This window comes from Streptomyces sp. CB01635 (genome assembly GCF_002803065.1).
Lineage (GTDB): Bacteria > Actinomycetota > Actinomycetes > Streptomycetales > Streptomycetaceae > Streptomyces.
This window is the reverse complement of record NZ_NNBL01000001.1, coordinates 422,850-445,993: the sequence shown is the minus strand read 5'-3', so window position 1 is coordinate 445,993 and position 23,144 is coordinate 422,850. Positions and strand designations below refer to the sequence as shown.

The window sequence follows — 23,144 nt, the reverse complement described above, 5'->3', positions numbered from 1 at the left end:
GCCCGATGCATGGCGGGGGCGATCGTGTTTGGCTGAGGCCATGACCGAATTCAGCGAGGCCGAGCTCACCTATCTGAAGTCCCAGCGCCTGGGACGGCTGGCCACCGTCGACCCGAAGGGCCAGCCGCAGGCGAACCCCGTGGGATTCTTCCCGCAGGACGACGGCACGATCCTGGTCGGCGGATACACGCTCGGGAAGACGAAGAAGTGGCGCAACCTCCAGGCGAACCCGAAGGTCGCGCTCGTCGTCGACGACATCCTCAGCGTCAAGCCGTGGAAGGTGCGTGGCGTCGACGTCAGGGGCGAGGCGGAACTCCTCACCGGCCCGCACCACCTGGGCGCGCACTTCAGCGAGGAGCTCATCCGGATCCACCCGCACAAGATCCACAGCTGGGGGCTCGACGACTAGGGGCCTCGACGACTAATCGTCCTGGAGGACTCCCTCCAGGGCCAGCAGCTGCTGCTTGCACTCCAGGCCGCCCGCGTACCCGGTGAGGGAGCCGTCCGCGCCGATCACGCGGTGGCAGGGGCGGACGATGAGGAGCGGGTTGGCCCCGATCGCGCCGCCGATGGCGCGGACCGCGGCGCGTGACGCGCCGATGCTCGCGGCGACGGCGCCGTACGTGGTGGTCGCGCCGTACGGCACGGCATCGAGTGCCGCCCACACCTTCTCGCGGAACTCGGTCCCGTCCGTGCTGAACTCCAGGTGGAATTCCTTGAGTTCACCCCTGAAGTAGGCGGCGAGCTGCTTCTCGGCGTCGGCGAAGCGCTCCGGTGCGCGCCGCCACCCGGGCTGCACCGTGCGTCCTGCCTTCTGCCCGGGCACGGACAGAGAGGTGAGGGCGCCCGACTCGTCGCCGGTGAGCAGGAGTTCACCGACGGGGCTGTCGAGCACGGTGTAGTACACGGTCATGACTGCTGCTCCAACTGTCGCTGTGTCCAGAGGTGTTGCTGTGCGTACGTGCGCCAGGGGCGCCAGGTGTCCGGTACGGGTTCCTGCCCCGGCTCTTCGGGGAGGGCCACGTCCGGGTCGGCCAGGGATCGCATGCGGATGAGGGCGGCGGTGCGGGCGTCGACGCCGGGCAGGGCGCGCAGGGCGGCCTCGGCGTCGTCGCGGTCGGCGCCCGGGTCCAGGCGCAGGGCCCCGTCGGCGAGGGCCGTGGCGAGCGCGCCGACGGGTCCCGGCTCCCCGGCGAGGTCGTCGGGGGAAGGAAAGACATGGGTGAGGGTGCCGCAGGGCGCGTCGACGGCCTTCGCGTACCGCTCGACGAGCCGCGCCGCCTCCTCCCGCCCCGCGAGCACCCGTACAGCCAGCTCGTCGGGATCGGCGGCGCCCGGCGCGCGCAGGCCGGGCCGCGCGGCGACGAGTGGCGCGAGGCGCGGGTCGGCGCCGAGGCGCTCGTCGATCGCGTACGGGTCGCTGTCCAGGTCGAACAGGCGCCGCAGGCGCCCCACGGCCGTCGTCAGATCGCGCAGGTCGGTGAGGTGGATGCGGGCGTCGAGCCAGCCGCCGTGGTGCGCGGCGCGGCTCGCGGGCGTGGACCTGGTGTGCTCGTCGACGGAGACGACGCCGGTGCCGTAGGGCAGGCGCAGGGTGCGGCGGTAGGTGCGGGAGCCCGGCGTTCCGGTCATCTCCTCGACGCCGTCGAGGGCCTCACGGGCGAGGGTGTGGAAGAGGGGGCCGGCCTGGTAGGGGCCGCGGTGGGCGAGGCGCAGGGGGATGCCGGCCGCCGTGGCGGTGGCGCGGGTGGCGGGGGCCTCGGCGCGCAGCTCCGTGGGCGTACGGGCGTAGACCGCGCGGATGGTGTCGTTGAACTGGCGCACGCTCGCGAAGCCCGCGGCGAACGCGATCTCCGTGATCGGCAGGCCGGTCGTCTGGAGCAGGACGCGCGCGGTGTGGGCGCGCTGGGCGCGGGCCAGGGCGACAGGTCCGGCGCCCACCTCGGTGGTGAGCTGGCGCTGCACCTGGCGGGCGCTGTACCCGAGGCGCACGGCGAGCCCGGCGACGCCCTCGCGGTCGACGACGCCGTCGCCGATCATGCGCATGGCGCGGCCCACCACGTCGGCGCGTACGTTCCAGTCGGCCGAGCCCGGCACGGCGTCGGGGCGGCAGCGCCGGCAGGCGCGGAAACCGGAGCCCTGCGCCGCCGCGGCGGTGGCGTAGTAGCGGACGTTCTTCCGCCTGGGGGTGACCGCGGGGCAGCTGGGGCGGCAGTAGATACCGGTCGTCTCGACGGCGAAGAAGAACTCTCCGTCGAAGCGCGCGTCACGGCTGCGCACCGCTTCGTACCGCGTGTCCTCATCGATCATCACGCCCTCCAGTGTGCGCCTGCGCGGCGCCGGGGGCTGGCGGGATTCGGACATGGCACTGCCCGGGGAGTGCCGCGGCCCCCGCTGTCCCGTACGGGACAGCGGGGGCCGCGCGGGGCCGCCTCAGCCGAGGCGCCCCCGCTTCGCCTCCATCGCGGCGCGGCCCTCGGCGCCGCGCGCCTTCCAGACGCGCCGCATCTCGTCCCGCAGGCGGGCGTCGGTGCGGGCGGCGAGCCGCTGGTTCTCGCGCAGCAGCTTGCGGTAGCTGTCGAGGCGCCGCGGGGGCAGCGTCCCGTCGTCGAGCGCGGCCAGGACGGCGCATCCCGGCTCGGCGTCGTGGGCGCAGTCGTGGAACCTGCACTCCTCGGCCAGGGCCTCGATCTCCGAGAAGACCTGCCCGACGCCGGCCTCCGCGTCGAAGAGCCCGACGCCACGCAGCCCGGGGGTGTCGATCAGGACGCCGCCGGTCGGCAGGACCAGCAGGTTCCGGGTGGTCGTGGTGTGCCGGCCCTTGCCGTCGACGTCGCGTACGGCGTGCACGTGCATGACGTCGGCGCCGAGCAGGACATTGGCCAGCGTCGACTTGCCCGCACCGGACTGGCCGAGCAGCACCGACGTCCCGTCGAGGAGCGCGCCGAGCACGTCGATGCCCTGGCCGTCCTCCGCGCTGACCGCGAGGACGTTCACGCCGGGCGCCGCGGTCTCCACGTCGGAGACGAGGTGCGCGATGGTCGCGGCGTCCGGTACGAGGTCGGCCTTGGTGAGGACGACGACGGGCTGGGCGCCGGACTCCCACGCCAGGGCGAGGAACCGCTCGATACGGCCGAGGTCGAGCTCCGCGGCGAGCGATACGGCGATCACCGCGTGGTCGACGTTGGCCGCGAGGATCTGGCCCTCCGACCGCTTCGACGAGGTCGAGCGCACGAAGGACGTGCGGCGCGGCAGCAGCGACCGCACGTACCGCGGGTCGCGTTCTTCAGGGTCGACGGCGACCCAGTCGCCCGTGCACACGACCTTCATCGGGTCGCGCGGGACGACGAATTCGGTGTCGGCGCGCACCACACCCTCGGCGGTGACGACGTCACACAGACCACGATCGACACGTACGACACGGCCCGGCAGCAGGCCCTGCTCGGCGAACCGGGCGAACTCGGCCTCCCAGCCGCCGTCCCAGCCGTACACAGCCAGGGCCGATTTCGAGGGAGAAGAGCTCGGGAGAGAAGAGGAAGACAAGGGGTGACCCTTCACAAAGGCGGCCCCAGCTGGTCGCGCACAGCGGCGCGAACAAAGAAGGTAGGTCAGCCGGTGACCACAGAGGTGGACTCGATGAACTTCTGGATGCGGGCAGCGCCCGTCGCAACGACAGCCATCGGTCAACACCTCCTGGAATACGCCTCTGCATACGGTGGCCGTGGACCACCGCTGGAACGGTTCGGAGACTAACTCAGGCAAGAGGCGCGGCGCCAGGCATTTATCGGCCTCGCACCCAACCCCCGGACACCAGCCCACAGCCCTGAGTCGGACACCAGGTGAGTGAGACTACGGAGGGCGGATGACACCTCGTCACATCCCACGCGTCGTACAGCCTCCTCGCTGACCCGACGCGGTACACCTAGCGCTGCAGCCACCCTGATCCCCCTCCGAAGAGGAGACCGTCGTGCAGCTTCGTCCGATCGTCCGGCGCAGGCGCGGCCCGGCCGCCACCGCGGCGGCGGCACTGCTCGTCGCACTGGGGGCCTTGTCCGCGGCGCCCGTCGGGGCAGCTCCGGCGCAGGCGCAGGACGGCGCACAAGTGGTGACGTACCACGGCTACCAGGTGCGGGTCCCGGCCACGTGGCAGGTCGTCGACCTCGACCGGCGCCCAGACGCCTGCGTACGTTTCGACCGGCCCACTGTCTATCTCGGCCGTCCCGGCAACGGGTCGACGTGCCCGGCGAGGCTGGTCGGACGCACGGAGGGCCTGGTCGTCGAACCCCTTGCCGGTCTTGACCCCCACCGTGTGACGCCCTCCACGGCACGCACCGCCGGTCATTCGGCCGTCGCTCCGGGCGCGGTCTCCACCAACGACGAGATCCAGGTCGCCGTCGAGAGCGCGGGCGTACTCGTCACCGCGTCGCACACCGATGCCAACGAGACCGCGGTACGCAAGGTCCTGGGGTCGGCGACCCTGACGGCGGGCGGCAGTCCCGCGCCGCTGCCGACGGCCCGGGCGGCGCGGACCGCGGCCGCCGCGGGGGCGCAGCCCGGCAAATTCACCGGCCATGGCTTCGACGCCTGCACCGCGCCCTCCCAGAAGACGATGGACGCCTGGCGGGCCGACTCCCCGTACGGCGCCGTCGGCGTCTACATCAGCGGCCAGACACGAGCCTGCGCGCAGCCGAACCTCACCGCCTCCTGGGTGAGCAAGCAGACCGCGAAGGGGTGGCGGCTCATCCCGATCGAGGTCGGCAGGCAAGCCCCCTGCACCACCTTCTCCAACCGGATGTCCGCCGATCCGGCCACCGCACGCTCTCAGGGCGCCGCTGCCGCCGTCGGCTCGGTGTCCGCCGCCCGGGCGCTCGGCATCCCGGCGGGGAGCGCCCTCTACAACGACATCGAGGGCTACGCCTCCACCGCCTCCTGCAAAGCGGCCGTCCTCTCCTACCTGTCCGGCTGGACCGAGGCGCTGCACGCCGGCGGCTATCTCTCCGGCTTCTACTCCGGCGCCTCTTCCGGCGTCCGCGACGCGGCGGCCGAGCACGACAACCCGGCGTACACACGCGTCGACCACATCTGGTTCGCCGCATGGAACGGCACCGCCACCACCGACGCGGGCAGCTACGTCCCGGCTTCCGCCTGGCCGGGCAGTCAGCGCATCCACCAGTACGCCGGTGAGGTCCAGGAGACCTGGGGCGGCGCCAAGGTGAACATCGACCGCGACTATCTCGACGTCGGATAGGCCAGGGGCGACAGGGGCTCGGTCACGCAGGCTTCCCCAGCGCGCTTACTCCCGAGTAATATCGCGCGCCAGTCATCCGAGGAGGTTCCGTGCCCCGCCCCGCTTCCGGTTCCAGGCCCCGTTCCAGGGCCCGTTCGTCGTCCACCCGCAAGTCACTCGCCCTCGCCGGGCTGCTCGCCGGTGCCGGGGTGACGCACTTCGTCGCCCCGAAGTCCTTCGACGCCACGGTGCCCCGCGCACTGCCGGGCTCCGCACGCGCGTGGACGTACGCGAGCGGCGCCGTCGAGCTCGCGCTCGCGGCCGGCATCGCGCTGCCGTGGACGCGCCGCAGGGCCGCTCAGGCCACTGCCGCGTTCTTCGTGGGCGTCTTCCCCGCCAATGTGCAGATGGCGGTCGACTGGCGCGACAAGCCCGCGCCGCTGAGGACCGCGGCCCTCGTGCGGCTTCCCCTTCAGGTGCCGCTCGTCCTGTGGGCGCGCGGCGTGGCCAAGGCCCAGGAGGCCGGATCATGAGCAAGCGCGTCGAAGCGGGCGACACCGTCGAGGACTTCACCCTGCCGGACGAGAGCGGAACCCCGACGCGGCTGTCGGAGCTGCTGAGCGAGGGGCCCGTCGTCCTGTTCTTCTACCCGGCGGCCATGACGCCCGGGTGCACGGCCGAGGCCTGTCACTTCCGGGATCTCGCGGCCGAGTTCGCGGCCGTCGGCGCGCGGCCCGTGGGCGTCAGCGCCGATCCGGTCGAGCGCCAGGCGGAGTTCGCCGGGAAGCACACGCTCGGCTTTCCGCTGCTCTCGGACGCGGACGGCGAGGTCCGCGAGAGGTTCGGGGTCGCGCGCGGCTTCTCGATCGCGCCGACCAAGCGGGCCACGTTCGTCCTGGGTCCTGACCGCGTCGTCCTCGAAGTGGTCCGCAGCGAGTTCCGGATGAGCGCCCACGCCGACCGCGCGCTCGCGATGCTGCGCGAGCGGGCGGCCTGAACACAGGTGGACCGGGCGGGTGTCGGGCCGGCACCGCGCCCGGATCCCGCGGCTAGCCGGCCGGGGCCGGCTCCGGCGCGAGGCTGTCCATGAACGAGCTGACGGAGAACACGGCGCGGCCGGCGCCCGCGGGGCCGTAGCCGGGGGGCGAGGAGAGGCCGTACTCCTCCATCGTGGAGCGGTAGGCCTCCAGGAGCCTGATGTGGTACTCCAGCGGCGCGCCCTGCGGGTTGGCCTTGCCGAGCGGGGTCGTCGGCTCGGGGCACCACGTGGTGAAGCGGGGCGTGATGCCGTGCGACATGAAGAAGCGCAGGCCCTCGGTGGTGGAGGCGATGGCCTCGTCGACGGTGGCGAAGCCGGAGGGCTCGGCCATCTCGACGCCGGCCACGAAGTTCGGGATCACATTGCGCGCACCGAAGACGTCCGCCGAGTCGAGGATGCGCTTGTGCCACTCGTCGCGGCCGACGTAGCGCTCCTTGCCGGGGCAGTACAGCTCGAACAGACGGCGGTCCCACACCTCGTAGTTGGGGTGGTAGATCTGCACGCCGTAGTCCTTGAAGCGCTGCACGTCGTCCTTGGGCAGCGCCTGGGCGACGACCTTGCCGATCCAGCGGCCGGGGAAGTGCTCCTCGATGGCCTTGGCGTACAGGCCGTAGAAGTCGGCCTCGTCGCGGCCCTGGAGCTTGGAGGTGATCGCGCCGCCGGTGAGCGTGTAGGCCGTGGACGCCTTCGTGGTGTCGTACTTGTCGATGATCTCGAGGGCTTCGAGGACCTCGTCGACGTCCTTGACGCCGGTGTACGGGCGGCCGGCCGCCTTGTGCTGGCGCCAGTTGTGGTTGATGTCGCAGTACTGGCACTCCTCCTTGGCGCCGAAGTACTGGCAGACGCGGAAGACCGTCAGGTAGATCAGGTAGCCCCACTGGATGGTGGGGGCCACCTCCATGACGGACTTCCCGTTGGAGAGCTTGTGCCGGTAGTACTCCGGCATCGGCGGGACGCCGACGTCCGAGATCCGCTTCCCGTCGAGGTAGAGCCCGAGCATCCCGTCCTCGTCGGCCGCGACCCGGTAGGGCGACGAGGGGTTCACACGGACCGAGACGACCGTGCGCCGCAGGTCGTACGGGCCGCCGGTGAGGATGATCTCCTCCGGCGGGCGGCGCAGCGCGGCCTCGCCGAGCTCGGGGAGCGTGCCGTGGTCGAAGGAGAAGATGAAGTACGACTTCGGCTTGACGTCACCGGACTCGTTGTCGCTGAGCGCGGACCTGTCGAACGCCACGCCGCCGCGCAGCAGGTCCTCCTTGAACACCGCTTCCCGCGGCACGTGCGGGAAGCGCTCCATCAGGTCCTCGACCAGCGCCGTGCGGCTCTGCATCCCGTTCTCCTCGCTCCCAGAACCAGTGCTCGAGAACTCACGGTATGCCCCCGCTTGCCGGTCAGCCCTGCCGGGTCCCCGCGCGCGCCACGATGTGTGCCGGGGCGGTGATGCCGGTCGGCAGCAGCGGATCGGCGGTGGGCGCGCCCCAGCGGGAGGTCAGGGGCAGGGTGCCGGCCCACAGGCCGAGGGCCGCGTCGGGCCCGTCGCCGTCGTCGGGGGCGCCCGTACGAATCTTGACGGAGGCCTCGTCGAGAGACAGGACCAGGAGGGTGGTGGCGGCCAGCTCCTTGCGGCTCGGCTGCCTGGCGTACGTCCACTGGCCCGGGGTCGCGTGCTCGGTGAGGCGGCGCAGGCCCGCCAGTTTCTCGTCGGGGTCGGTGACCGTGTGCGGTACGCCGTGGATCATCGCGCTGCGGTAGTTCACGCCGTGCTCGAAGACGGAGCGGGCGAGGACCAGACCGTCGACATGGGTGACGGTCACGCATATCGGCCCGTCGGGTTCGGCGGCCAGGCTGCGGCTCGCCACCGATCCGTGCAGGTAGAGCCGGGTGTCGTCGCGGCCGTAGACCGTGGGGACGACGACGGGGCGGCCGTCGACGAGGACGCCGAGGTGGCAGACGAACCCCGCGTCGAGGATCGCCTCGAGGTCGGAGCGTTCGAGGCTGGCCTGCTCGCGGAGCCTGCTGTGGCGGGTGCGGTCGGTCTGCGGGAGCGTGCGCGACAGCGTTGTCGCGATGTCGGTCTGGGTCATGCGGTCGGACGGTACTCCGTGGTGATCACCCCCTCGCGGGCGGGGACTTCTGGCAACCCCTTTTCAAACCCCTTGTAGAAAGGGTGCGGGCGGCCGTAGCGTCGAAGGGGGCCCAGGAGTGGAGGGGACACGGTGAAGCGCACATCCCGCGACATCAGGACAGCGAACCGGTACGCGGTGCTGCGCCACCTCATCGCCAAGTCCCCCGCTTCCCGGGGCGAGCTGACGGGGGGGACCGGGCTCAGCCAGGCTACGGTCGCCACGCTCGTGGGTGAGCTCACCGCGCTCGGCCTGCTCGTCGAGGTCGGCTTCGAGGAGTCCGCGGGTGGGCGTCCGCGCTCACTGGTCGCGGTGGACGCGGCGGGCGGCGCCCTCATCGGCGTCGACGTGGCCGAGACGTACGTGCACGCGGAGCTCTTCGATCTCGCCCTGGGCGTCGTGGCGCGCGCAGAGGAGGAGCTGCGGCCCGGCGAGTCCGCCCCGGAGCAGGTCGTCGGCCGGATCGCCGCGGCGGTCGGGGCCGTGGTCGCCGCCGCGGGCCCGCGCCGCCCGCCCCGCGTGCTCGGGGTGGGCGTCACGATGCCGGGGCAGGTCGACCGCGAGCGCGGTGTCGCCGTGCGCGCCGCGAACTGGGGCTGGCGCGACGTGCCCCTGACCGCGCTGCTCGCAGAGCGCTTCCCCTACCCGGTCCACCTCGACAACCCGCTGCGGGCGGCCACGCTCGCGGAGCTGTGGTTCGGCGCCGCGCGGGGCCGCGACGACGCCGTGGTCATCAACCTCGGTACGGGCGTCGGCGCGGGCCTCGCGCTCGGCGGCTCCCTGCACCGCGGTGTCACGAACAGCGCCGGCGAGTGGGGTCACACCACGCTCGTCCTGGACGGGCGGCCGTGCCGCTGCGGCGACAGCGGGTGCGTGGAGGCGTACGTGGGCGCGCCCGCCATCATGCGGACGCTGCGTGAACTCGCCCCGGAAAGCGCCCTGTTGACCGACGACGACCAGACCGCCACGATCGGCGCGCTCGGCCGTGCGGCCGCCGGTGGCGATCCGGTGGCGCTGCGGGTCGTCAGGGAGACCGCCCGCCATCTCGGCGCCGCCGTCGCGGACCTGGTGAACCTGCTCAACCCCGAAGTGATCGTGCTCAGCAGCTGGGTGGCGGCCGCGCTCGGTACGCCCCTGCTGACCGAAGTACGCGAGGCCGTCGCGCGGCACGCCCTGGGCAGCCCGTTCGCGGCCACCGAGATCGTCCTGTCCCCGATACCGACCGACCCCGTGAGCCTGGGCGCGGCGACCTTCGCGCTGGAAGGCGTGCTGTCGTCGCCGGGCCCGACCGGCACCACCCTCACCCCGCACACGACCTGACCGTCAAGGAGAACGATGTCCCTCCCCGAGGTGTCCCTCCCCGAGGAATCCGCACTCCCCTACTACGAGCAGGTGTCCCCCGGGACCGGCGGTGTCGCGCCGCGCTCCTGGTATGCCGCATCCGACGCCAAGTCCCTGTCTCTCAACGGCCCGTGGCGCTTCCGCCTCGCGGCGACGGCCGACGGCCACGACGAGTCCTTCGCACGCCCCGGCTACGACGCGTCCGCCTGGGCGGATCTGACGGTGCCGGGGCACTGGGTGCTCCAGGGCGACGGGGCCTACGGGTCACCTGCGTACACGAACACTCTCTACCCGTTCCCCGTCGACCCGCCGCGCGTCCCGACCGAGAACCCGACCGGCGACCATCTGCGTGTCTTCGACCTGCCGGACGACTGGCCCGGATCGGGAGCGACCGTGCTGCGCTTCGAGGGGGTCGAGTCGTGTGCGCGGGTCTGGCTGAACGGCGAGGAGCTGGGCGAGTTCAAGGGCTCACGGCTTCCGCACGAGTTCGCCGTCGAGGGGCTGCTGCGCGCGGAGGGCAACGTCCTGGCCGTACGCGTCCACCAGTGGTCGTCCGGCTCCTATCTGGAGGACCAGGACCAGTGGTGGATGCCCGGCATCTTCCGTGAGGTCACGCTGCTGCACCGGCCCGACGGCGCGGACGCCGACTTCTTCGTGCACACCGCGTACGACCACCGCACCGGCGAGGGCACGCTGCGGGTCGAGGCAGGCGCGGGAGGCCGCGTGACCGTGCCCGAACTCGGCGTCGACGTCGGGACCGGGGAGTCGGTGACGCTGCCGGTGGAGCCGTGGACGGCCGAGACGCCGCGCCTGTACGCGGGTGAACTGGCCACGCCGGGCGGGGAGATCATCCCCTTCCGCGCCGGATTCCGTACGGTCGTCGTGGAGGACGGCCTCCTCAAGGTCAACGGGAAGCGGATCCTCTTCCGCGGCGTCAACCGGCACGAGTTCCACCCGGAGCACGGCCGCACCGTGGACGAGGAGACGATGCGTCACGACGTCCTCCTCATGAAGCGGCACAACATCAACGCCGTGCGGACCTCGCACTACCCGCCCCACCCCGCCTTCCTCGACCTGTGCGACGAGCTCGGCCTGTGGGTGATCGACGAGTGCGACCTGGAGACGCACGGCTTCACCCACGAGCGGTGGAACGGCAATCCGGTCGCCGACGAGCGCTGGACCCCGGCGCTCCTCGACCGGGCCGCCCGCATGGTGGAGCGCGACAAGAACCACGCCTCGGTGGTCATCTGGTCCCTCGGCAACGAGTGCGGCACGGGCGCGGGCCTGACCGCGATGGCCGGCTGGATCCGCGACCGCGACCCGTCCCGCCCGCTGCACTACGAGGGCGACGCGTCGTGCGCCGACACCGACGTCTACTCGCGGATGTACGCGGACCACGCCGAGGTCGAACGCATCGGACGTTACGAGGACGACGGACGCGAGGCGCGCCGCGAACTCCCGTTCATCCTGTGCGAGTACGCGCACGCGATGGGCAACGGACCCGGCGGGCTCTCCGAGTACCAGCGCCTCTTCGAGACGTACGACCGGCTCCAGGGCGGGTTCGTCTGGGAGTGGATCGACCACGGCCTCGCGGACGAGCGGTACGGGTACGCGTACGGCGGTGACTTCGGCGAGGAGCTGCACTACGGCAACTTCGTCTGCGACGGCCTCCTCTTCCCCGACCGCACGCCCTCGCCCGGGCTCGTCGAGTACAAGAAGGTGATCGAGCCGGTCCTGATCGAGGGCGACGGTACGGCCGGCACGGTCCGCGTCACGAACCGCCACGACTTCGCGGACCTCGCCGCGCTGGCCTTCACCTGGTCGTACGAGGTGGACGGCGTACCGGTGGAGTCGGGCCCGCTCTCCGTGCCGACGCTCGCGCCCGGCGAGAGCGCGGACGTCAAGCTGCCCGCCCCGCCGGACGCGGCGCGGGGCGCGGAGACGCAGTGGTCGGTACGGGCGGCGCTGGCCGACGACACCGCGTGGGCGGACCGGGGTCATGTGGTGGCGTGGGGGCAACTCCCCGTATCGGGGCGGCAGTCGGTCGTTCCCGCGAGCGGGGTGTCGCCCGTGCGGGACGCGGACGTCATCACGCTCGGCCCGGCCGCCTTCGACGCACGTACGGGCGAGCTGCGGAGTGTCGGACAGGTGCCGGTCACCGGGGTGCGCCTCGATGTGTGGCGGGCGCCGACCGACAACGACAACGGCGCCGACTGGCAGGCGGACCGGCGGTTCGGCCCCCTGTGGCGCGCGGCCGGGCTGCACCGCATGCGTCACCGCCTGGACCAACTGACCCTGCGATCGAGCGGGTTGACGGTGCGGACCCGGGTGGCGCCCGCGGCCGTGCAGTTCGCGCTCGCCACGGTGTACCGCTGGACGGCGGACGAGGCGGGCCGCCTGACCCTCACGGTCTCGGTGACCCCCGAGGGCGACTGGACGGTGCCGCTCCCCCGCCTGGGCGTCCGCCTCGGCCTCCCGTCGTCCGCGACGCACGCGCGCTGGTTCGGCGGCGGCCCCGGCGAGGCCTATCCGGACACGCGGGCCGCGTCGCGGCTCGGCCTGTGGGAGGCGTCCGTCGACGAGCTCCAGACGCCGTACGTGCGTCCGCAGGAGAACGGTGCGCGGGCGGATGTCCGCCGGGTGGAGATCGGCGGCCTGCGGATCGACGGCGAGCCGGAGTTCTGGTTCACGGCCCGCCGCTGGACGGGCGAACACCTCGACGCGGCCGGGCACCGCACGGACCTGGTGGCCGGGGACACGGTGTGGGTGAACCTGGACCACGCCCAGCACGGCATCGGCTCCCAGTCCTGCGGCCCTGGCCCGCTGCCGCAGTACGTGCACGAGGTGGCCCCGGCCTCGTTCGCCTTCACGTTCTCGGCGGCGGGCTGAGCCACGGCGGACACCGGAAGGTCCCGCTCCGCGCTCGGTTCGATCACGTCTGGGCGTTCGGCTGAGCACGAGACCTGGCAACAGGACTCACTCCCGCTCAGTCCCCAGGAACGGTTAGCGTCGTCGTATGACGTCACCCCCTCTTGCCGAAGCCCTCGCCTCGGGGCCGGTCGTCCTGGACGGCGGGCTCTCCAACCAGCTGGAGTCCGCCGGGTACGACCTGAGCGACGAGCTGTGGTCGGCGCGGCTGCTCACCGAGCGGCCCGAGGCGATCGTGGCCGCGCACCTCGCGTACTACGAGGCGGGGGCCTCGGTGGCGATCACGTCGAGCTACCAGGCGACGTTCGAGGGGTTCGCGCGGCGCGGGGTCTCCCGCGAGCGGGCCGCCGAACTGCTCGCCCTGAGCGTCGAGTTGGCGCGCGAGGCGGCCCGGCGCGCGGAGGCGAAGGGGGTGCCGGGTCCGCTGTGGGTGGCCGCGTCGGCGGGCCCGTACGGGGCGATGCTGGCCGACGGTTCGGAGTACCGGGGCCGCTACGGCCTGACGGTGGCCGAGCTGGAGGCCTTCCACCGGCCCCGGCTCGAAGTCCTCGCCTCGGCCGGGCCCGACCTGCTCGCCCTGGAGACCGTGCCGGACACCGACGAGGCGCGGGCGCTGCTGCGGGCCGTGCGGGGGCTCGGCGTCCCGGCGTGGCTGTCGTACAGCGTCGCCGGTGACCGCACCCGCGCCGGGCAGCCCCTGGAGGAGGCGTTCGCGCTGGCCGCCGACGCGGACGAGATCGTCGCGGTGGGGGTCAACTGCTGTGCCCCCGAGGAGGTCGAACCCGCGGTGGCCCTGGCCGCGCGCGTCACCGGTAAGCCGGTGGTGGCCTATCCGAACAGCGGCGAGTCCTGGGACGCGGGGGCGCGCGGCTGGCGGGGCGCGGCCACGTTCACCGCGGACCGCGTGGCCGGCTGGGAGCGGGCCGGGGCGCGGCTGATCGGGGGCTGCTGCCGCGTGGGCCCTGACCGGATCGCGGCGCTCGCGGCGGCCGTACGTCGCTGAGCGGCGCGGGCCGGCGACCGGGCCGTGGGTGCGGCGCGACGCGGCAGTGTCCGATTCGTTCAAGACCCGTGCGGGGGCGGGTGCCTACGGTGGGGCCATGACCGAGATCACCGCACGACTGGACGCCGTCGGCGTCGTCGTCTCCGACATGGCCGCCGCCGTCACGTTCTACCGCCGCCTCGGGCTCGCGTTCCCGGACGGAGCCGAGGAGCAGCCGCATGCGGAGGCCGTCCTGCCCGGCGGGCTTCGCGTGCTGCTCGACACCGAGGAGACCGTGAAGTCGTTCCACCCGTCCTGGCGGGCGCCGGCCCGTGGCGCCTCCCGGCACGGGCTCGCCTTCCACTGCGGCGACGCGGCCGGGGTGGACGCCGTCTACGAGGAGCTGACGGCCGCCGGGTACGACGGCGAGCTCAAGCCGTGGGACGCGTTCTGGGGCCAGCGGTACGCCGTGGTGTTCGACCCGGACGGGAACGGGGTCGACCTGTTCGCACCGCTGGCCACCGCCTAGGAGGCGTGTGCCCGGCGCTTGCCCACCCCGTCGAGCAGCCGGACGCGCTGTGCCTCGGACGTGGCGAGGTCGACGCCGACGAGGGCGAGGGCCGTCGCCCCGTCGAGCACCGCGAGGTCGGCGCCCGGGGTCTTGCCGTGGGCTGTGAACTCGGGGGTGTGCTGCTTGGCGCCGCCCGTGTCGTAGCCGACCGTGGGGTGGATCGTGGGGATGCGCTGCGAGACGTTGCCCATGTCGGTCGACGCCATCGTCTCGCCGTGCAGCGAGGTGACGGTACGGCCCAGCTCGCCGGCGGCCCTCGCGTAGGACCGGGTCATCTCCTCGTCCTGGCGCAGATCGGCGAAGTCCCTTCCGTGCGCGCTCGCTTCGAGCTCGGCGCCGGTGGCGAGCGCGCCCGCCTCGAAGCACGCCCTGACGCGCTGCCAGGCCTCGGCGAGCTGCTCCACGGTGCGCGCCCTGACCTCGTAGCGGGCGGCGGTGCGGGCGGGGATGACGTTCACGGCCTGGCCGCCGTCGGTGATGATGCCGTGCACGACGACGCCGGGCGGCAGCTGCTGGCGCAGGAGACCGACCGCGGTCTGGGCGACGGTCATGGCGTCGAGCGCGTTGACGCCCTCCCAGGGGGCGAGCGCGGCGTGCGAGGGCCGGCCCCGATAGGCGAGGTCCCAGGCGCCGATGGCCAGCGAGGAGGCGCCCACGGTGTCGTCGGGGGCGGCGTGCACCATCATCGCGGCGGCGACGTCGTCGAAGATCCCGGCGTCCATCAGGAGCACCTTGCCGCCGATGTCCTCCTCGGCGGGCGTGCCGATCAGCTTGACCGTGACGCCGAGTTCGTCGGCGACGGCGGCGAGGCCGAGCGCGGCGCCGACGGACGCGGCGCCGTTCACGTTGTGCCCGCAGGCGTGGCCGATGCCGGGCAGGGCGTCGTACTCGGCGCAGAACGCGATGACGAGGTCGCCGGTGCCGTAGGTGGCGAGCACCGCGGTGGGGAGGCCGCCGGCGCCGCGGGTGACGTCGAAGCCGGCGCCCTCCATGAGGTCGGCGATCCGGGCCGCCGCGCGGTGTTCCTCAAGGGCGGTCTCGGGGTCGTCGTGCAGGGCGTGGCTGAGGGCGACGACCTGCTCGCGCCAGTTCCGTACGGCGCCGGTCACGGTCTTGCGCGCGGTCGGGGTGTCGGTCATGCGAGGTCTCCGCTCGGGGCGAGTTGCGGTACGGGGGTGGCGGGGTCGGCTTGCGGCGCGCGATAGCGCAGGGCGAGGACCGTGCCGACGACGGCGGCGCAGGCGCACGCGCCCCAGCCCCACAGGTAGCCGGACTCCGCGATGCGCGTGGTGCCGGGCACGGCGTGGGCGGTGAAGAAGCCGCCGATCACGGAGGCGCCGATGGCCGCGCCGAGGGAGAGGGCGAGTTCGTTGAGGCCGACGGCGAGTGCGGTCTCGTGCTCCTCGACGACCTCCGACGACAGGGTCCGCGTGATCGAGTTGAAGAGCCCGGTCGCCAGGCCCACGACGAGGGCGGATGTGACGTACTGGGCGAGGCTGTCGTGGAAGAGGGCCATGCCGACGAAGCCGAGCGCGACGAGGACGCCGCCCGTGGCGAGCACGGCGCGGTCGCCGATGCGCCGGGCGAGGCGCGGGGTCAGCGTGGATCCGGCGAATCCGGCCACGACCATGGCGAGCGAGATCGTGGCGATGGCCTGCGGGCCCATGTCCATGCCGTAGCCGTTCTCGGACCGCGAGGAGCCGAGGAAGAGGGCGTTGGCGCCGAGGAAGCCGATCGTGCCGAACGCGGCGCAGAACGTGTAGCCGCTGACCACGGCGAGCCGCGGGTTGCTCAGCATGCGGACGCTGACCAGCGGGTTCTCGGACCGGCGCTCGACGGCCACCCAGGCCGTGAGGACGGCCACGGCCACGACGGCGAGCCCGATCGTGCGCGCCGAGCCCCAGCCCCACGTGCTGCCCTGCGCGAGGACGAGGACGAGCGCGACGAGGCCCGCGGTGAGCAGCGCCGCCGCACCGTAGTGGAAGCGCCCGCCGCGCGGGATGTCGCTGTCCGGCAGTACGAGACCGGCGACGACGGCGAGCACGGCGACGGGGACCGCGGTCCACAGGCCCGCCTCCGCGTGTCCCTCGCTGAGCGCGCCGGCCACGAGACCGCCGACGCCGATCGAGATGAGCAGGACGCCCACGAGGAGGGAGATGCCGGTGCGGTTCTGCTGAGGGGCGCGGGAGCGGAGGATGCCCACGAGGAGCGGGAAGAAGCCGACGAGGGCGCCCTGGAGGGTGACGCCGACGGCGAGGGTCACTGCGGACGGCCACGCGGCGATCAGGAGCGAGCCGCCCGCCACCATCGCGAGCGCCACCCGCAGCAGCCTGCGGTGTCCGTGCAGGTCACCGAGCCGGGACAGCAGCGGTGTCAGCACGGCGCAGGCGAGCTGGAAGAGCAGATAGATGTTGTTCTGCCCGACGGTGCCGATGCGCAGGCTCCGGCCGACCTCGGGGAGGAGCGGGGTCAGATAGCCCTGGACGATGCCGCTGAGCAGGACGACGACGGCCATCGTCGCCACCATGGCCGGGCCGGAGCTGACCGCTCTCGGCCCGCGTCCTGTTCCCGTTATGTGTGTGGACACAGCTTCACCTCTGGGTCTTCTGGTGGCCGGAACCGAATGTGGTCGCTACTGTGCGGGCCGAGGCACGGGCGGCCCCGAATATTCATGGATTCGTACGTACGGAGTGCTTGTGATGCGAGAAACGGTCACCGCCAGCGAGCTCGACCTCGCTCTGGTGAACGCCCTCCAGCTGCGGCCCCGGGCGTCCTGGTCGGAGCTCTCCCCGCTGCTCGGCGTGACTGCGGGCACGCTGGCGCGGCGGTGGGACCGGCTGACGCGGGCGGGGCTCGCCTGGGTGTACGCGGCGCCGGGCCGTGAGTTCACCCGCAACCGCTGCACGGCGTTCGTGCTGCTGCGCTGCCGGCCTCAGGAGCGGTCGCGGCTGTTGGCGGAGCTGAGCGTGCTGCCTGAGGCGGTGACGATCGAGGTGACCGCTCCCGGCAGCGCGGACCTCCTGCTCGATGTGCTGGCCCCCGACCTGCCCTCGCTCAGCCGTTTCCTCACGCAGAAGCTGGACCGGCTGCCGGGCGTCGAGTCGGTCAGCGCGCTGTTCGCCACCTCGCTGTACGTGGAGGGCAGCCGCTGGCGGCTGCGCTCCCTCGACCCCTCGCAGCTCACGGCGCTCGGCAGCCAGGCTGCGGCGCAGCATCCGGTGCGCGGGCTCGAACTCGACCCCGTGGACCGGGCCCTGCTCGACGAACTCGTCCGTGACGGGCGGCTCGGCCTGGCCGAACTCGCCGAGCGCACCGACACCAGCCCGCCCACCGTGCGCCGCAGGCTGCGCCGTCTCACGGACTCGGCGGTCCTGACGTTCCGCTGCGACATAGCCTCCGCGCTCGCGGGCCATCCGGTCCCGGTGTCGCTCCTCGGCCGGGTCCCCGCGCGGGACATCGGCGCCGTCCACCGCACGCTCGCCGCGCTGCCGGAGTGCCGGCTGGTCGCGGCCGTCACGGGTCCCGCGAACATCTTCGCCACGCTGTGGGTGCACGACCTGGGTGACATCCAGCGCCGCGAGACGGCGCTGTGCGCCCGGCTGCCCACGCTCACGGTGACGGACCGCATCGTCGGCCTGCACACGGTCAAGCGCATGGGTCATCTGCTCGACGAGGAGGGGCGCCGGGTCGGCGTCCAGCCCATCTCCCCCTGGTAGTCGCGGCGGCTTCGTCAGACGAGGCGGGTCGGCGGAACACCCGCCAACTCCCTTACGTCGCGCGCCAGATGGGCCTGGTCGGCGTATCCCGCCCGCGCGGCCGTCTCGGCGAGCGGCACTCCCCCGCGGGCCAGCGCGAGGGCGCGTTGCAGGCGCAGGACGCGGGCCAGGGTCTTGGGTCCGTAACCGAACGCGGCGAGGGAGCGGCGGTGCAGACTGCGGGCGCCGAGCCCGGCGCTGTCGGCGGTCTCGGCGACGGAGCGGCCCGCGCGGAGCGACGCCACGATGTGCGCGAGGACGGGGTCGGGCGGCGCGGCTCCCCGTTCCAGGACCACGGTTTCGAGGGCGGCGGCCGGGTCCTGCGCTGCGTCGACGCGTTCGGTGAGGCGCCGCACCTGGTCCGACGGCCACAGGTCGGCGAGGTCGACGCGCCGGTCGCGCAGTTCCTGGGCCGGGACGCCGAGGACGGCGGGCGCGGTGCCGGGGAAGAAGCGGATGCCGGCGAACCGGGTGGCGCCGCTGATGCCGGGCCGGTACGCGTGCGTGTCGGGTCCGGCGACGAAGAGACGTCCCTCGGTCCACAGCAGGTCCATGCAGCCGTCGGGCAGGACGTCCGGTCCGGGGCTTCGGCCGTCGCCGTCCGGGGTGACGGTACGGGTCCACAGGACCGCGCCCGCCACGCTCGGCGCCGCCCGCTCCCGGTACACGTCAGCCACGTCTTCGAGGCTACGCCGCGTGTGCGGGGTGGCGTCGGCCGGTCAGTTGTGGTCGTGGTGGTCGTGGTCGCGCGGGTTGGGGTCCTGCGGATGGTCGCCGTTCTTGCGCACGTGCGTGCGCAGGCGGGACGACACGTCGTCCGGGGGCAGGAACTTCGACCAGCGCTCGGGGAACTCGGACGGCATGTCCGGGTCGTCCGCGTCGTCGGTGCCTCTGTGGCCCTCGCGGGCGGCGGAGCGGGCGATGTACTCCGCGGCCTGCGCGGTCCGCCACCGCTCGTTGGCGGCGCGGGCGACCGAGGTCGCTACGGACGGCCAGACCCGGTCGATGGCCGCGTTCACCGCGGCGCCGACGAGCACCGCGAACGCCGAGACGCCGATCCACAGGAGCACGGCGACGGGCGCGGCCAGGCCCCCGTAGATGGTGGGGCCCTCGATGGTGCTGGTGATGTAGAGGCGGAGCAGGAAGCTGCCCGGCACCCACATCGCGAGGGCCACGAGCGCGCCGGGTACGTCCTCGATCCAGGGCGAACGCACGGGCACGGACACGTGGTAGAGCGTCGTCAGGAAGACCACGGACAGGAGGAGGACGACGGGCCAGTACAGGACCTGGACCACGGTCTCCGACCACGGGACGAGGGCGATCACCGCGTCCGGGCCCGCGATCATCAGCGGCAGCGCGACCGAGCCGACGATCAGCGCGCCGAGGAACAGCAGGAAGGCGAGCAGCCGGGTCTTGACGATGCCGCGCACCCCGTCGAGCCCGTACATGACCGTCACCGTGTCGACGAACGTGGACACCGCGCGCGAGCCCGACCACAGCGAGAACAGGAAGCCGATGGAGATGACGTCCGGGCGGCCCGTCATCGCGTCGTCGAGGATCGGCCGGGCGATCTCCTTCACGCCCTGGTCGCTCAGGACGGTGCGCGACGCCTCCAGGATGTTGTCGCGCACTCCGGCGATCGTGTCGGCGCCGGTCCAGGTGTCGACGTAGGCGAGCAGCCCGATGAGGGAGAGGAGCAGTGGGGGCACGGACAGGAGGGTGAAGAACGCGGCCTCGGCCGCGAGCCCGAGGATGCGGTACTCCATGCACGAGTTGACGGTGTCCTTGAGCAGCAGCCAGGCGGTCCTGCGCTTCGAGACGTTGCGATAGAGGGCGCGGGCCCGGTGGAGTCGGCCTCTGTGTGGCCGATCTGGTGTTTCTTTTGCCTGGTGCACGTCCTTACCGTATCTGTCATGGCAGCCACCACCCACGCAGTGACCAACCAGGCTCCGCCCCTGGTGGGATATGACGTTTTTGCCGCGGACAGGGCCCTCGCCGAGGGGGTCGAACGGCATCTGGAGCCCTCGCTCACGGCCGAGGTCCGCGAGGAACTCGGCGGCCTCGGCCGCGCCGCCGGTTCCGCCCAGGCGCAGGAGTGGGGCGTGCTCGCGAACGAGAATCCGCCGCGGCTGCACACCCACGACCGCTACGGGCACCGCGTCGACGAGGTCGAGTTCCATCCGGCCTGGCACCGGCTCATGGGCAAGGGCGTCTCGGCCGGGCTGACGTCGGCCTGGTCCCGGCCCGGCGGCCATCTGCGGCGCGCGGCCGCGTTCCTGGTGTGGAGCCAGGTCGAGGCGGGCCACACGTGCCCGCTGTCGATGACGCACGCGGCGGTGCCCGCGCTGCGCGCCGATCCGGCGCTGGCCGCCGAGTGGGAGCCCCGGCTGACGTCGACGGTGTACGACGCGGGGCTGCGGCCCGCCGCCGTGAAGGCGGGCGCCGTGTTCGGGATGGGCATGACGGAGAAGCAGGGCGGCAGCGACGTCCGCGCGAACACCACGCGGGCGACGGCGCTCGCCGAGGACGGCACGTACGAGCTGACCGGGCACAAGTGGTTCTGTTCGGCGCCCATGTCGGACGGGTTCCTCGTCCTGGCACAGGCACCCGAGGGACTCACGTGTTTCCTGCTGCCGCGCGTCCTGGAGGACGGCACGCGCAACCCGTTCGCGATCCAGCGGCTCAAGGACAAGCTGGGCAACCGGTCGAACGCGTCGGCCGAGGTCGAGTTCGACGGGACGTGGGCGCGCCGCGTCGGGGACGAGGGGCGCGGGGTGCGCACCATCATCGAGATGGTCGCCGCCACGCGCCTGGACTGTGTGCTCGGTTCGGCGGCGATCATGCGGCAGGCCGTCGCGCAGGCGATCCACCACTGCACGTACCGCGAGGCGTTCGGCGGCCTGCTCGTCGACAAGCCGCTGATGCGCAACGTACTGGCCGACCTGGCGCTGGAGTCGGAGGCCGCGACGACGCTGGCGCTGCGGCTCGCGGCGGCCCAGGACGCCGTCCAGGACACCGGGTCGGAGCAGGAGCGGGCGTTCCTGCGGATCGCGGTGCCGGCCGCCAAGTACTGGGTGACGAAGCGCTGTACGCCCGTCGCGGCGGAGGCCCTGGAGTGCCTGGGCGGGAACGGCTATGTGGAGGAGTCCGGCATGCCGCGGCTGCTGCGCGAGTCGCCGCTCAACTCGATCTGGGAGGGGTCGGGCAATGTGCAGGCCCTCGACGTGCTGCGGGCGTTGCAGCGCGAGCCGCAGGCACTCAACGCGTTCCTCCAGGAGGTCGGCAGGTCGCGCGGCGCCGATCACCGCCTCGACCGCGCCATCAAGGACCTGCTGACCGAACTCGCCGACCTGGAAGGCATCGAGGCACGGGCGCGCCGGGTCGTGGAGCGGATCGCTCTCGTGCTGCAGGGTTCGCTACTGGTGCGTCACGCGCCGCCGGAGGTCGCGGACGCGTTCTGCGCCTCGCGGCTCGGCGGGGACTGGGGTTCGGCGTTCGGCACGCTGCCGCACAGTCTGGACCTGCGCTCGGTCGTCGAGCGGGCGCGCCCCGTGAGTTGACCGACCGGGCGGAGGCCAAGCGGTGACGACCGGAGTCACACGTCTTGACGACTGAGGTCACGGGGGTGATGCTGCGCCGACACGGCATCACCCCCGCCCTCAGGCCCCCCTTGAGGAGCTCGCGCGCCGCCGGAGCGGCACGGCTTCAGCTTCGACCGGCGTACGGCCGTTCGCCAGAGTTGCAGAGGGTTGCAACTGTCGCGCCCCCTTTCGGCCCCACGAAGGCCGGAGAAGCGGCACGATGAGCACATGTCCGCACGCACTGGTCTGTTCCAGGAGGACCTGTGACGCAGAAGAACTCGACCGTCGATCTGGGCCGGCTGTCCACGATGGACTTCTCGCTGGCCGCACGGCTCCTGAAGGGCGTCCGCGCCGCGACCCTGTCGGGGCAGCGGCCCCAGATCCTGCCGCGCCCGGTGATCGGCGAGTCCTGGAACCGCATGCTGCGCAGCGGTGTCGACCCCGACCGTGACGTGCGGTCGGGCCTGCTGAACCTCGAGGAGATCGAGGAGCGCCGCCAGGCGTCCGGGCTCATGGAGATACTGCCGGTGCTGCGCGAGGCGCTGGTCACCGTCGCGGACGCGGCGCAGCACATCATGGTCGTGTCCGACGCGGACGGGCGCATCCTGTGGCGCGAGGGCTGCGCGGCCGTGCTGCACAAGGCCGACCGGCTCGGCTTCGAACTGGGCGCGGACTGGGCCGAGGAGACGGTCGGTACGAACGGGGTGGGCACGCCGCTCGTGACGCGGCGCCCGGTGCAGGTGTTCTCCGCCGAGCACTTCGTGGTGTCGCAGCACGCGTGGACGTGCACGGGCGCGCCGATCACGGACCCGCGCGACGGGCAGCTGATGGGCGTCGTCGATGTGAGCGGCCCGATGGAGACGATGCACCCGGCGACACTCGCGCTCGTCGGGGCGGTGGCGCAGCTCGCGGAGGCGCGGCTGCGGGAGCGTCATGCGGCGGCCCTCGACCGCTTGCGGGCCGTCGCGGCGCCGGTCCTCGCGCGGATCGGCGGCCGGGCTGTCGCGGTGGACGTCCAGGGCTGGACGGCGGCGGTGACCGGGATGCAGCCGGTGGACCGGATCGCGCTGCCCAAGTCGCTGTCCGAACTCTCCGAACTGTCGGAAGGGCGGGCCTGGGTTCCGACCCTGGGGATGTGTGCGGTGGCGCCGCTGCCCGGCGGCTGGCTGCTGCGGCCCGACGGCCCGGAAGGGGCGGCCGAACCGCTCGGCGGCACCCGCGTCGTGCTGGACGTGAGCAGGCCACGGCGCTGGTCGGTCACGGTGACGGACGGCACGCGGTCCTGGTCGCACGAGCTGAGCCCGCGCCACGCCGAACTCCTCTATCTGCTCGCCCTGCACCGCGGCGGGCGCAGCGCGTCGGGCCTCGCACAGGACATGTTCGGCGACCCGACGCGCACGGTGACGGTCCGCGCCGAGATGTCGCGGATACGGCGCTACCTCGGCAGCCTGCTCGGGCACCGCCCGTACCGCTTCCATGAGGAGGCGGAGCTGGAGGTGGTGCTCCCGCAGAGCCCGGCGGACCTGCTGCCGCACTCGGTGGCGCCCGGGGTGCTGAGATCGCGCTCAACACCGCCGCGCTGACACCGCCCCTACAC

General features: G+C 72.9%; 20 protein-coding genes. 11 read left to right on the top strand and 9 right to left on the bottom strand.

What is annotated here, in order from left to right; translation table 11 throughout:
- The first annotated feature begins 40 nt into the window (after positions 1 to 40).
- Positions 41 to 409 (top strand): PPOX class F420-dependent oxidoreductase, encoded by a 369-nt coding sequence (locus CG723_RS01865; RefSeq protein ID WP_100591377.1) that lies wholly within the window; start codon positions 41 to 43, stop codon positions 407 to 409.
- A gap of 12 nt (positions 410 to 421) precedes the next feature.
- Here CG723_RS01865 and CG723_RS01860 read toward each other — a convergent pair whose 3' ends face one another.
- The 3 genes from CG723_RS01860 to rsgA all read right to left on the bottom strand — a co-directional run bounded on the left by CG723_RS01860 (position 422) and on the right by rsgA (position 3,543).
- Positions 422 to 913: a methylated-DNA--[protein]-cysteine S-methyltransferase gene (locus CG723_RS01860; RefSeq protein ID WP_100591376.1), complete on the bottom strand. Its 492-nt coding sequence runs from the start codon at positions 911 to 913 to the stop codon at positions 422 to 424.
- A complete protein-coding gene (locus CG723_RS01855) occupies positions 910 to 2,310 on the bottom strand; it encodes a DNA-3-methyladenine glycosylase 2 family protein (protein WP_100591375.1) in 1,401 nt (466 codons plus the stop codon). Before CG723_RS01855 ends, CG723_RS01860 begins: the two co-directional genes overlap by 4 nt.
- A 123-nt stretch (positions 2,311 to 2,433) precedes the next feature.
- Positions 2,434 to 3,543, bottom strand: a complete 1,110-nt coding sequence (rsgA, locus tag CG723_RS01850) for a ribosome small subunit-dependent GTPase A (protein WP_100591374.1) — start codon at positions 3,541 to 3,543, stop codon at positions 2,434 to 2,436.
- A 424-nt stretch (positions 3,544 to 3,967) separates the two neighbouring features.
- Between rsgA and CG723_RS01845 the strand changes: the two genes are divergently transcribed.
- From CG723_RS01845 to CG723_RS01835, 3 genes are all read left to right on the top strand, one after another.
- The gene (locus tag CG723_RS01845; protein ID WP_234374088.1) at positions 3,968 to 5,248 is read left to right on the top strand and encodes a DUF1906 domain-containing protein; all 1,281 of its coding nucleotides are present in this window, start codon (positions 3,968 to 3,970) and stop codon (positions 5,246 to 5,248) included.
- An 89-nt stretch (positions 5,249 to 5,337) separates the two neighbouring features.
- Positions 5,338 to 5,760, top strand: coding sequence for a DoxX family protein (locus tag CG723_RS01840; protein ID WP_389482172.1), 423 nt, complete (start codon positions 5,338 to 5,340; stop codon positions 5,758 to 5,760).
- The gene (locus CG723_RS01835; RefSeq protein WP_100591373.1) at positions 5,757 to 6,224 is read left to right on the top strand and encodes a peroxiredoxin; all 468 of its coding nucleotides are present in this window, start codon (positions 5,757 to 5,759) and stop codon (positions 6,222 to 6,224) included. Before CG723_RS01840 ends, CG723_RS01835 begins: the two co-directional genes overlap by 4 nt.
- Positions 6,225 to 6,276: 52 nt before the next feature.
- Here CG723_RS01835 and CG723_RS01830 read toward each other — a convergent pair whose 3' ends face one another.
- Both CG723_RS01830 and CG723_RS01825 read right to left on the bottom strand, forming a co-directional pair.
- On the bottom strand, positions 6,277 to 7,596 hold the full coding sequence (locus tag CG723_RS01830) for a radical SAM protein (protein ID WP_100591372.1): 1,320 nt from the start codon (positions 7,594 to 7,596) through the stop codon (positions 6,277 to 6,279).
- A 61-nt stretch (positions 7,597 to 7,657) separates the two neighbouring features.
- The gene (locus CG723_RS01825; protein ID WP_100591371.1) at positions 7,658 to 8,350 is read right to left on the bottom strand and encodes a pyridoxamine 5'-phosphate oxidase family protein; all 693 of its coding nucleotides are present in this window, start codon (positions 8,348 to 8,350) and stop codon (positions 7,658 to 7,660) included.
- A gap of 132 nt (positions 8,351 to 8,482) precedes the next feature.
- Here CG723_RS01825 and CG723_RS01820 point away from each other — a divergent pair, with 132 nt between their 5' ends.
- The 4 genes from CG723_RS01820 (at position 8,483) to CG723_RS01805 (ending at position 14,169) form a co-directional block, all read left to right on the top strand.
- Complete coding sequence (locus tag CG723_RS01820) at positions 8,483 to 9,709, top strand: ROK family protein (protein WP_100591370.1); 1,227 nt, start codon at positions 8,483 to 8,485, stop codon at positions 9,707 to 9,709.
- 15 nt (positions 9,710 to 9,724) lie between these two features.
- On the top strand, positions 9,725 to 12,619 hold the full coding sequence (locus tag CG723_RS01815) for a glycoside hydrolase family 2 TIM barrel-domain containing protein (RefSeq protein WP_100591369.1): 2,895 nt from the start codon (positions 9,725 to 9,727) through the stop codon (positions 12,617 to 12,619).
- 127 nt (positions 12,620 to 12,746) lie between these two features.
- Positions 12,747 to 13,661, top strand: a complete 915-nt coding sequence (mmuM, locus tag CG723_RS01810; RefSeq protein ID WP_100591368.1) for a homocysteine S-methyltransferase — start codon at positions 12,747 to 12,749, stop codon at positions 13,659 to 13,661.
- Positions 13,662 to 13,758: 97 nt separating this feature from the next.
- Entirely contained in the window at positions 13,759 to 14,169 is a 411-nt protein-coding gene (locus CG723_RS01805) for a VOC family protein (protein ID WP_100591367.1), read from the top strand.
- Here CG723_RS01805 and CG723_RS01800 read toward each other — a convergent pair.
- Positions 14,166 to 15,350 (bottom strand): amidohydrolase, encoded by a 1,185-nt coding sequence (locus CG723_RS01800; protein WP_100591366.1) that lies wholly within the window; start codon positions 15,348 to 15,350, stop codon positions 14,166 to 14,168. The genes CG723_RS01805 and CG723_RS01800 overlap by 4 nt on opposite strands.
- Positions 15,347 to 16,798: an MFS transporter gene (locus CG723_RS01795; protein ID WP_234374087.1), complete on the bottom strand. Its 1,452-nt coding sequence runs from the start codon at positions 16,796 to 16,798 to the stop codon at positions 15,347 to 15,349. Before CG723_RS01795 ends, CG723_RS01800 begins: the two co-directional genes overlap by 4 nt.
- Positions 16,799 to 16,910: 112 nt before the next feature.
- Between CG723_RS01795 and CG723_RS01790 the strand changes: the two genes are divergently transcribed.
- Positions 16,911 to 17,927, top strand: a complete 1,017-nt coding sequence (locus CG723_RS01790; protein WP_159032366.1) for an Lrp/AsnC family transcriptional regulator — start codon at positions 16,911 to 16,913, stop codon at positions 17,925 to 17,927.
- Positions 17,928 to 17,941: 14 nt separating this feature from the next.
- Here CG723_RS01790 and CG723_RS01785 read toward each other — a convergent pair whose 3' ends face one another.
- Both CG723_RS01785 and CG723_RS01780 read right to left on the bottom strand, forming a co-directional pair.
- Complete coding sequence (locus CG723_RS01785; protein ID WP_100591363.1) at positions 17,942 to 18,634, bottom strand: helix-turn-helix transcriptional regulator; 693 nt, start codon at positions 18,632 to 18,634, stop codon at positions 17,942 to 17,944.
- A 51-nt stretch (positions 18,635 to 18,685) separates the two neighbouring features.
- Positions 18,686 to 19,861, bottom strand: coding sequence for a YihY/virulence factor BrkB family protein (locus tag CG723_RS01780; protein WP_100591362.1), 1,176 nt, complete (start codon positions 19,859 to 19,861; stop codon positions 18,686 to 18,688).
- Positions 19,862 to 19,879: 18 nt separating this feature from the next.
- Between CG723_RS01780 and CG723_RS01775 the strand changes: the two genes are divergently transcribed.
- Entirely contained in the window at positions 19,880 to 21,526 is a 1,647-nt protein-coding gene (locus CG723_RS01775) for an acyl-CoA dehydrogenase family protein (protein ID WP_100591361.1), read from the top strand.
- Between the two features lie 329 nt (positions 21,527 to 21,855).
- Positions 21,856 to 23,130: a GAF domain-containing protein gene (locus CG723_RS01770; protein ID WP_100591780.1), complete on the top strand. Its 1,275-nt coding sequence runs from the start codon at positions 21,856 to 21,858 to the stop codon at positions 23,128 to 23,130.
- Positions 23,131 to 23,144 lie beyond the last annotated feature (14 nt).

Bases quoted from the DNA above. Each gene is read 5' to 3' on its own strand.
- CG723_RS01865 (WP_100591377.1), top strand. From the start codon at position 41: ATGACCGAATTCAGCGAGGCCGAGCTCACCTATCTGAAGTCCCAGCGC.
- CG723_RS01860 (WP_100591376.1), bottom strand. From the start codon at position 913: ATGACCGTGTACTACACCGTGCTCGACAGCCCCGTCGGTGAACTCCTG.
- CG723_RS01855 (WP_100591375.1), bottom strand. From the start codon at position 2,310: ATGATCGATGAGGACACGCGGTACGAAGCGGTGCGCAGCCGTGACGCG.
- CG723_RS01835 (WP_100591373.1), top strand. From the start codon at position 5,757: ATGAGCAAGCGCGTCGAAGCGGGCGACACCGTCGAGGACTTCACCCTG.
- CG723_RS01830 (WP_100591372.1), bottom strand. From the start codon at position 7,596: ATGCAGAGCCGCACGGCGCTGGTCGAGGACCTGATGGAGCGCTTCCCG.
- CG723_RS01825 (WP_100591371.1), bottom strand. From the start codon at position 8,350: ATGACCCAGACCGACATCGCGACAACGCTGTCGCGCACGCTCCCGCAG.
- CG723_RS01815 (WP_100591369.1), top strand. From the start codon at position 9,725: ATGTCCCTCCCCGAGGTGTCCCTCCCCGAGGAATCCGCACTCCCCTAC.
- mmuM (WP_100591368.1), top strand. From the start codon at position 12,747: ATGACGTCACCCCCTCTTGCCGAAGCCCTCGCCTCGGGGCCGGTCGTC.
- CG723_RS01805 (WP_100591367.1), top strand. From the start codon at position 13,759: ATGACCGAGATCACCGCACGACTGGACGCCGTCGGCGTCGTCGTCTCC.
- CG723_RS01800 (WP_100591366.1), bottom strand. From the start codon at position 15,350: ATGACCGACACCCCGACCGCGCGCAAGACCGTGACCGGCGCCGTACGG.
- CG723_RS01790 (WP_159032366.1), top strand. From the start codon at position 16,911: ATGCGAGAAACGGTCACCGCCAGCGAGCTCGACCTCGCTCTGGTGAAC.
- CG723_RS01775 (WP_100591361.1), top strand. From the start codon at position 19,880: ATGGCAGCCACCACCCACGCAGTGACCAACCAGGCTCCGCCCCTGGTG.
- CG723_RS01770 (WP_100591780.1), top strand. From the start codon at position 21,856: ATGGACTTCTCGCTGGCCGCACGGCTCCTGAAGGGCGTCCGCGCCGCG.